Here is an 8109-nt window from a genome sequence, read left to right on the forward strand (position 1 = left end):
CCCGGAGCCTGAGGGGGCTCCGGGGGCCGGTTGCGTCGTGATGGGCCGTCGTGACCCCACTGGTCAGGGCGGTAGTTCGGGGCAACCCACCACGAGTCTCGGGTGCGGGATCAGCCCAGGCGCTCGACCAGCGCGTGGTACTGGTCCCACAGCTCCTTCGGCGTGTGGTCGCCGAAGGTGTTCAGGTGGTCGGGGACGAGGGCGGCCTCCTCGCGCCACACGTCACGGTCGACCTTGAGGAGGAACTCCAGGTCCTCGGCCGGCAGGTCCAGGCCCTCGGTGTCGAAGGACTCCGGGGTCGGCAGGACGCCGATCGGGGTCTCGACGCCCTCGGCCCTGCCCTCCAGGCGCTCGACGATCCACTTCAGGACGCGGCTGTTCTCGCCGAAGCCGGGCCAGACGAACTTCCCGGCCTCGTTCTTGCGGAACCAGTTCACGTAGTAGATCTTCGGCAGCTTCGCCGCGTCGGCGGTCGCGCCGACCTTGACCCAGTGGGCCATGTAGTCGCCCATGTTGTAGCCGCAGAACGGCAGCATGGCGAAGGGGTCGCGGCGCAGCTCGCCGACCTTGCCCTCGGCGGCGGCGGTCTTCTCGGAGGCGACGTTGGCGCCGAGGAAGACGCCGTGGTTCCAGTCGAAGGACTCGGTGACCAGCGGGACGGCGGAGGCGCGGCGCCCGCCGAAGAGGATCGCCGAGATCGGGACGCCCTTGGTGTCCTCCCACTCGGGGGCGATCGTCGGGCACTGCCCGGCCGGGACGGTGAAGCGGGCGTTCGGGTGGGCGGCCGGCGTCCCGGACTCCGGCGTCCAGTCGTTGCCCTTCCAGTCCGTGAGGTGCGCGGGGGCCGTCTCGGTCATCCCCTCCCACCACACGTCGTTGTCGTCGGTGAGGGCGACGTTGGTGAAGACGGAGTTGCCCCAGAGGGTCTTCATGGCGTTGGCGTTGGTGTGCTCGCCGGTGCCGGGCGCGACGCCGAAGAAGCCGGCCTCGGGGTTGATCGCGTACAGGCGACCGTCCTCGCCGAAGCGCATCCAGGCGATGTCGTCGCCGATGGTCTCGACGGTCCAGCCGGAGATCGTGGGCTCCAGCATGGCCAGGTTGGTCTTGCCGCAGGCCGAGGGGAACGCGGCGGCGACGTACTTCGGCTCGCCCTGCGGCGGGGTGAGCTTGAGGATCAGCATGTGCTCGGCGAGCCAGCCCTCGTCGCGCGCCATGACGGAGGCGATGCGGAGCGCGTAGCACTTCTTGCCGAGCAGGGCGTTGCCGCCGTAGCCGGAGCCGTACGACCAGATCTCGCGGCTCTCGGGGAAGTGCGAGATGTACTTGGTGGAGTTGCAGGGCCACGGCACGTCCTCCTGGCCCTCCTCCAGGGGGGCGCCGAGGGTGTGGACGGCCTTGACGAAGAAGCCGTCGGTGCCGAGCTCGTCGAGGACGGGCTGTCCCATGCGGGTCATGGTGCGCATGGAGACCGCGACGTAGGCGGAGTCGGTGATCTCGACGCCGATGGCGGAGAGCGGGGAGCCGACGGGGCCCATGCAGAAGGGCACGACGTACATGGTGCGGCCACGCATCGAGCCGCGGAAGATGCCCTCGGAGCCCGCGAAGAGCTCCTTCATCTCGGCCGGGGCCTTCCAGTGGTTGGTCGGGCCCGCGTCCTCCTCCTTCTCGGAGCAGATGAAGGTCCGGTCCTCGACGCGCGCGACGTCCGTCGGGTCGGAGGCGGCGTAGTACGAGTTCGGACGCTTCACCGGGTCGAGCTTGGTGAAGGTCCCCTTGGCGACGAGCTCCTCGCAGAGGCGCTCGTACTCGGCCTCGGAGCCGTCGCACCAGACGATGGCGTCCGGCTGGGTGATCTCGGCGATCTCGTTCACCCAGGAGACGAGCTCCTGGTGCTGGGTCGGAAGGGTCTGGGGAGCCGCGTTGTCGCGCGCCACGATTGCTCCTTGTAGAGGGGTATTGAGGTGTGTGCCCCGTGGGGGCCGCGACCCGGATGCTTCGTAGCTGCTCATCCGGTGCCGACCGCACTCATTTGATCATCCGACGGTTCCGCCCATATGTCCAGGGGTCCGCCCACGTGAGCATCGCCACTCGCATCCGGGACCTACGGGCCCGTAGGTACGATTCCGCCATGACTGCAGCAACGCCGGAACTGCCCCCGATCGAGCGTCCCTCGTCGCTCCCGTCACTCCCGACGCTGCCGACGAAGCCGGTGCTCAGAGGATGGCTCCACGCGGGCATGTTCCCCGCCGTGATCGTCGCGGGCCTCGTCCTCGTCGCACTCGCCGACACCCCCCGGGCCCGCATCGCCTGCGGGATCTACGTCCTCACCGCCTGCCTGCTCTTCGGCATCAGCGGGCTCTACCACCGCGGCAACTGGGGCCCGCGCGGCGAGGCCGTGCTCCGGCGCCTCGACCACGCCAACATCTTCCTGATCATCGCGGGCACCTACACCCCGCTCACCCTGCTCCTGCTCCCCGACTCGACCTCCGAGCCGCTCATGTGGGCGGTCTGGGCGGCGGCGGCCGCGGGCATCGCCTTCCGGGTCTTCTGGGTCGGCGCCCCTCGCTGGCTGTACACGCCCTGCTACATCGCGATGGGCTGGGCGGCCGTCTTCTTCCTGCCCGACTTCATGCGCGCGGGCGGCATCGCCGTCCTCGTCCTCGTCATCGTCGGCGGACTGCTCTACAGCGCGGGCGGGGTCATCTACGGCATCAAGCGCCCGAACCCGTCACCCCGCTGGTTCGGCTTCCACGAGGTCTTCCACTCGCTGACGCTGGCCGCCTTCATCGTCCACTACGTCGGCATCTCGCTGGTGGCCTACCAGCACTCCTGACCGGCCCCTCCGGCCGGACCCGCCCGGACCGGCCCTCAGGGGCCGGCCGGCGCCCCCAGCGCCTTCCTGACCACCCGCGCCGACTCCGGATTGTCGGCACACGCCCACACTCCGTGCGGGCAGTAGTCGGTGAACGTCTGGTAGACCGGCCGGTGCGCCGCGAACCAGTCGAGCATCCCCCGGACGTACGCCGGGTTGTCACCGTTCCGGAAGAGCCCCCACTCCGGGTACGAGACCGGCTTGCCGTGCGCCGCCGCGAACCGCACATGGTGTTCGAGCCCGTACTCCTCGCCCACCTGCTCCTCGAAGGAGACACCCGCGGGCTGGTCGTAGGCGTCGAGGCCGATGATGTCGACGACGTCGTCCCCGGGGTAGCAGCGCGGCCACTCCACGGCGTCCCGCCCCCGGCTCGGGGTGAAGTCGAAGCGGAACCGCTGCCCCGGCACCCCCCGCAGCACGTCCACCACACGGCGCCAGTACGCCTTCCAGGCCGCCGGGTCCGGTCCGCACCGATGGCTGTACGTGGTGCCGTTCATCTCCCAGCCCAGGACCAGGACCGCGTCCCCGAGCCGGTGCTCCACGAGCCGCTCCCCCAGGACCCGGAAGTGCCGGTCGAAGGCTCCCGCCGCGCCGCTCCGCAGCCCCGCCCGCACCTCGGCGTCCGCGAGACCCGCCTCGCTGCGGTCCATCATCGGCACGTTCAGCACGAAGAGCCGCCCCGGCCGCGCCTCCTTCCAGCGCGCCCAGGGGCCGAAGAGCGCCGGATGGCCCTCGATGTTGGACCAGCGGTCGCCGGGCAGATAGGTGTGCCCGACGGTCAGCGTCTCCCCGCCGAGCCAGGCCTGCGCCTGGGCGATCCGGCGCACCCCGGCCTCGTCGGAGCCGGTGAAGAACCCCGAGGGGACCCCGGGCAGCGGCTCCGGTTCGGGCACCGCGAGGGTGCCGGTGTGCCGGTCGCCGGGCGCGAGCCGGTCGTACGGCAGCAGGAGCACGAGAACGGCCGCGAGCAGCACGGTGAGTGCGGCCCGCGGCCGGCGGCGGAGGGAGGTCACGTCAGCTCGTCCAGAAGTCCCACCAGCGGGTCAGGATCAGCATCCCGATGATCCCGATGTGCAGGACGGGCGGGGCGAAGGCGAACTCGCCGAAGAAGGTCCGCAGCCCCGCCGGGGCGGGGATCACCCCGTGCCGGACGTTGTGCGCGGTGACGTACCAGAACATGACGATCGTGGCCGTCCAGGCCAGGCAGCACCACAGGCAGAGCGCGTTGATCTCGTACAGCGACTGGTACATCAGCCAGGTGCAGAAGCCGACGCCGAAGAGCATCCCGGCGTTGAGGCCGAGCCACAGCCACCCCCGGTAGCGGGCCCCGGCGAGGAGCCCGGCACCGAGGGCGACGACGACGGCGTACGTGACGAGCCCGAGCATCGGGTTGGGGAAGCCGAAGACCGCCGCCTGCTCGCTCTTCATGATGCTGCCGCAGGAGACGACCGGGTTCAGGCTGCACCCGGGCTGGAACCCGGGGTCCTCCAGGAGGTGGAACTTGTCGATCGTGATCACCCAGCCGGCCAGCACGCCCGCCGCCCCGGTGACCATCAGCATCCAGGCGAAGGCCCGGCCCGCGCCGATCGCCCCCGCGGTCTCCCGCGCGGACTCCTCCTCCTGCCGCTGGCCCGGCACCCCGCCCCGCACATTCACCGTCGCCATGACGCGACCCCGTTCCCGCTCAGCCCTGCAGACGCCGGACGGGCATCAGGACGTGGGCGCTCTCCTTGAGCATCTCCTCGTCGGAGACGAAGGCGCGCAGCCGCGCCTCGTCCACCGGCTGCCCGGGGACCGCCTCGGGCCAGGGGCGCAGGGAGCAGATCAGGTAGACCTTCCCCGACTCGCGGGCGGCCGCCTGCCACTCGTCGGGCACCGGGCACTGCACCTTCAGGAAGGGCAGGCTGAGGACGGCGGAGCCGCCCTCGACGAGCAGGGAGGCGTTGATCCCGGCGTCCTTGTCCAGGTCGAAGAGCCGGTCGCCGACGGAGAGGCCCATGGTCTCCAGGGCCGACCGCATGGCCTGCTGACCGGCCTCCGGCCCGTCCCGGCCGTCGCCGAGCGAGTACGCCATGAGGAAAGGCGTGCCCGCCGAATCGGCGGAGGGCTCGCTGGACCACGGAATAACCGTGAGAGTTCCCAGCGGAGAGGCGCTGCGCGCCGAGGAAACGACGTTGGAAGTGGTCATGAATCCGGATGCTAATGCTCCAACCACCCTTTCCCCGCGCCGTTTTCACTCGAACGGCCGACATTCACGCCGCTGGCATTTCCGGCGCAACGAACCCGGGGTTTCATCGTTGTGCCCTGAGGGCTCCCCCAGCCTGCGGCGGGGGACCCCCAGCCGACCCCGAGGAGATCACGCATGATCGTCCCGCGCCGCGTCGCCCTGCGGTCCCTCTTCGCTCTGGCCGTCACCGCTTTCACGGGAGGCGCGCTCGGCCGCATCACGGCCCGCCCGGCCACCGGGGCGCCCTCGGAGGAACCGGTCGACCCGCACGCCTTCGACGAGATGTACCGGGGCCGCCGCATCCTCGGCCTCTCGGGCGCCGAGGGCCGGCCGACGGCCCTGGTCGACGGCCGGCCGCTGCATCTGATGCGCTGCGCCGACGGCGGCTACGTCACCCCGATCGACCACTACGAGTCCTGGCCGACGCCGCTGGCGGCCACCCGCGCGGCCGTGGACGAGCTGGGCGCCGCCCGACTCTCCCCGCTCGCCGGCGCCCACGGCGTCCACACCGACCCGACGGGAGGGAGCCCGCGTGGTGTACACGCGTAAGAACCAGCGCGACCTGACCGGCGCCGAGCGCCGCAAGTTCGTCGCCGCCGTCCTGGCGCTCAAGCGGACCGGCGCGTACGACCGCTTCGTCCGCACCCACATCGACCACTACACGGCCGACGGGGAGGGCAGGCTCCGGGTCGCCCACATGACGCCGAGCTTCCTGCCCTGGCACCGCCGGTTCCTGCTGGAGTTCGAGACGGCCCTGCGCCGGATCGACCCGACGGTGTCCGTGCCGTACTGGGACTGGACCCGCGACAACTCCCCGGCCTCCTCGCTCTGGGGCGAGGACTTCATGGGCGGCAACGGGCGCCGGACCGACCTCCAGGTGATGACCGGCCCCTTCGCCCACTCCTCCGGACGGTGGACGATCACCCAGTCGATGACCGAAGGACGCTTCCTGACAAGGGACTTGGGCCGCCCGCACGACCCGATCGCCCTCCCGACGGCGGCCCAGCTCGACGCGGTCATGCGGGAGCGGACGTACGACGTGGCGCCCTGGAACTCGACGAGCACCGCCGGCTTCCGCAACGGCCTGGAGGGCTGGGCGCCGGGCCGGGGCAACGAACGGTTCCGCGTCCACAACCGGGTGCACCGCTGGGTCGGCGGCCTGATGCTCGGCGGCGGTTCCGTGAACGACCCGGTGTTCTGGCTGCACCACTCCTTCGTCGACCTGGTCTGGTCGCGCTGGCAGGCGCGCAACCCGGGGGCCGCCTACCTGCCGGCGGAACCGCCGCCGCTCGGGGACGGGCAGTACAGGAAGGTCGTCTCCCGGAACGAGCCGATGGCGCCCTGGGGAGCGACCCCGGCGTCGATGTTCGACCACAGCCGGATCTACCGGTACGCCTGAGCTCCCCGCGCCCACGTCACCGCACACACGTGTCCCCCCGGCCCGGTGGGTCGGGGGGACACGTGACGGTACGAGGGGGGATCAGCCGCCGTAGCCGCCGTCACCCTTGTCGTGGCCACCGTCGACGTTGGCGCAGGTGTTGCCGAAGGCCGGGTTCAGCAGGCCGATCACGCTGACGGTGTTGCCGCAGACGTTGACCGGGACGTGGACCGGGACCTGGACGACGTTGCCGGAGGCGACACCGGGCGAGTGGGCGGCGACGGCCTCGGCGCCCGAGTCGGCGACGGCCAGGCCGGCTCCGCTGAGGGCAACGGCACCCGTGCCGGCGAGAACAGCGGCAGCCTTCGCGATGCGAGACATCAAGAACTCCTTGGACGTGGAAAGCGACCGCAGGAATCACGGCCGTCTTTGCGGTTCAACGCCGGTCACCGGGGCGGGTCACGGTCATTGGGCCGAAAGGGAAGAGGGAAAACCGGAAAATGGCCCGCGGGCCGAGGGAGTCCGCCGCCGGATACGACGGGACGGCCTCGGTCCGCGGGCCGCGGCCATGCGACAAGCCTTCTTCTGCAACGAGCGAAAACCCTTAGGGTGGCGGGGAAGAATCGTGTCTTCACCCGACCGGTCGCCACCCGCACAGAAGAACGAACGGGGGACGGGTCAGCGCGCTTCGGGCGCGACGCCGAGCTGGGAGTCCAGGGCGCCGCTCACCATCGGGGGCAGCAGCCCGACACGGGGCGCAGCGAGGTCCGGAAGACCGTCGAGGCCGTTCCCCTCCGGTGCGACCACCGGGTTGCCGAGGACGGCGCCCGGGGTCGCCGCCGCCATCTCCGAGTGCGGCGTCGCGAAGAGGGCCCGGCCGGGCTCGCTGCCCCTCAGGACCTCGGGCAGCGGAGCGTCCACCACCGTCTTCGGGAGGGTGCCGGTGAACGGCACGCTGGGCAGGGCGACGTCGGGCAGCGAGCCCAGGCCCTTCTGGAATCCGGTGGGCGCGCCGGGCATCGGGACGGGAACACCGGTGGCCACCTCGGGGGCGTCCATCGGGAGTACCGGCTCGAGTCCCTGGAGCGGGACGATCACCGGCGCCTCGACGGCCGAGGCCGGGGCGGCCAGGGCGGCGGAGGCGAACGCGGTCATGAGAAGCCCCATGCCGGCGTGAGAGCGCAGAGTCATGTTCTGACAACGAGACCTTCGGGGGAACGTGGCGGAACTCCCCCGTGTGCAGCAACGCGCGAGGCCCCCACCGGTGACGGTGGGGGCCTCGGTTGACGCTCCGTGCGACGACGCCGTCAGTGGCGGCGGGCGATGCGGCCACCGCGGAGGTGGACGACGACACCGCCGATGATCAGCGCGGCACTGATCGCGGCCGCGCCCATGAGCGCGGGGTCACCACCCGTCTCGGGAAGCTGGGGCGGGGTACTGGGCGAGGCGGTCGGCGACGTCGTGGGAGGGGTCGTCGGCGGCTTCGTCGGGGGAGTCGTCGGCGGCTTCGTCGGAGGCGTGGTCGGCGGCTTCGTGGGCGGAGTCGTCGGCGGCTTCGTCGGAGGGGTCGTCGGCGGCTTCGTGGGCGGAGTCGTCGGCGGCTTCGTCGGAGGCGTGGTCGGCGGCTTCGTG

At 71.5% G+C, this 8109-nt stretch carries 10 protein-coding genes; 4 read left to right on the top strand and 6 right to left on the bottom strand.

Annotated elements, in window-relative coordinates; translation table 11 throughout:
* Positions 1-110: 110 nt before the first annotated feature.
* Positions 111-1934: a phosphoenolpyruvate carboxykinase (GTP) gene (locus ABT129_RS11545; protein ID WP_351899647.1), complete on the bottom strand. Its 1824-nt coding sequence runs from the start codon at positions 1932-1934 to the stop codon at positions 111-113.
* A 194-nt stretch (positions 1935-2128) separates the two neighbouring features.
* Here ABT129_RS11545 and trhA point away from each other — a divergent pair, with 194 nt between their 5' ends.
* The gene (gene trhA / locus ABT129_RS11550) at positions 2129-2833 is read left to right on the top strand and encodes a PAQR family membrane homeostasis protein TrhA (protein ID WP_351899649.1); all 705 of its coding nucleotides are present in this window, start codon (positions 2129-2131) and stop codon (positions 2831-2833) included.
* Between the two features lie 35 nt (positions 2834-2868).
* Here trhA and ABT129_RS11555 read toward each other — a convergent pair whose 3' ends face one another.
* The 3 genes from ABT129_RS11555 to ABT129_RS11565 are packed head-to-tail and all read right to left on the bottom strand — an operon-like array spanning position 2869 to position 5060.
* Positions 2869-3885, bottom strand: coding sequence for a glycoside hydrolase family 26 protein (locus ABT129_RS11555; RefSeq protein WP_351899652.1), 1017 nt, complete (start codon positions 3883-3885; stop codon positions 2869-2871).
* Between the two features lies 1 nt (position 3886).
* Positions 3887-4537 (bottom strand): vitamin K epoxide reductase family protein, encoded by a 651-nt coding sequence (locus tag ABT129_RS11560; protein ID WP_351899654.1) that lies wholly within the window; start codon positions 4535-4537, stop codon positions 3887-3889.
* A gap of 19 nt (positions 4538-4556) precedes the next feature.
* Positions 4557-5060, bottom strand: coding sequence for a DUF5949 family protein (locus ABT129_RS11565; protein WP_351899656.1), 504 nt, complete (start codon positions 5058-5060; stop codon positions 4557-4559).
* 174 nt (positions 5061-5234) lie between these two features.
* Here ABT129_RS11565 and ABT129_RS11570 point away from each other — a divergent pair, with 174 nt between their 5' ends.
* Together ABT129_RS11570 and ABT129_RS11575 are read left to right on the top strand one after the other, a co-directional pair.
* On the top strand, positions 5235-5648 hold the full coding sequence (locus ABT129_RS11570; protein ID WP_351899659.1) for a tyrosinase family oxidase copper chaperone: 414 nt from the start codon (positions 5235-5237) through the stop codon (positions 5646-5648).
* Positions 5632-6498, top strand: a complete 867-nt coding sequence (locus ABT129_RS11575; RefSeq protein ID WP_351899662.1) for a tyrosinase family protein — start codon at positions 5632-5634, stop codon at positions 6496-6498. The genes ABT129_RS11570 and ABT129_RS11575 overlap by 17 nt, the downstream gene beginning before the upstream one ends.
* Before the next feature lie 81 nt (positions 6499-6579).
* Here the strand turns inward: ABT129_RS11575 and ABT129_RS11580 are convergent, their stop codons facing one another.
* On the bottom strand, positions 6580-6858 hold the full coding sequence (locus tag ABT129_RS11580; RefSeq protein ID WP_351899665.1) for a chaplin: 279 nt from the start codon (positions 6856-6858) through the stop codon (positions 6580-6582).
* 297 nt (positions 6859-7155) lie between these two features.
* The gene (locus ABT129_RS11585; RefSeq protein ID WP_351899667.1) at positions 7156-7632 is read right to left on the bottom strand and encodes a hypothetical protein; all 477 of its coding nucleotides are present in this window, start codon (positions 7630-7632) and stop codon (positions 7156-7158) included.
* A gap of 204 nt (positions 7633-7836) precedes the next feature.
* On the opposite strand from ABT129_RS11585, the gene ABT129_RS11590 reads away from it, so the two are divergent.
* Positions 7837-8109, top strand: a 273-nt coding sequence (locus ABT129_RS11590) for a hypothetical protein (protein WP_351899669.1), incomplete at its 3' end; no start/stop codon positions are given.

Origin of the sequence: Streptomyces sp. NPDC002057, assembly GCF_040296665.1 — a bacterium.
Classification (GTDB): domain Bacteria; phylum Actinomycetota; class Actinomycetes; order Streptomycetales; family Streptomycetaceae; genus Streptomyces.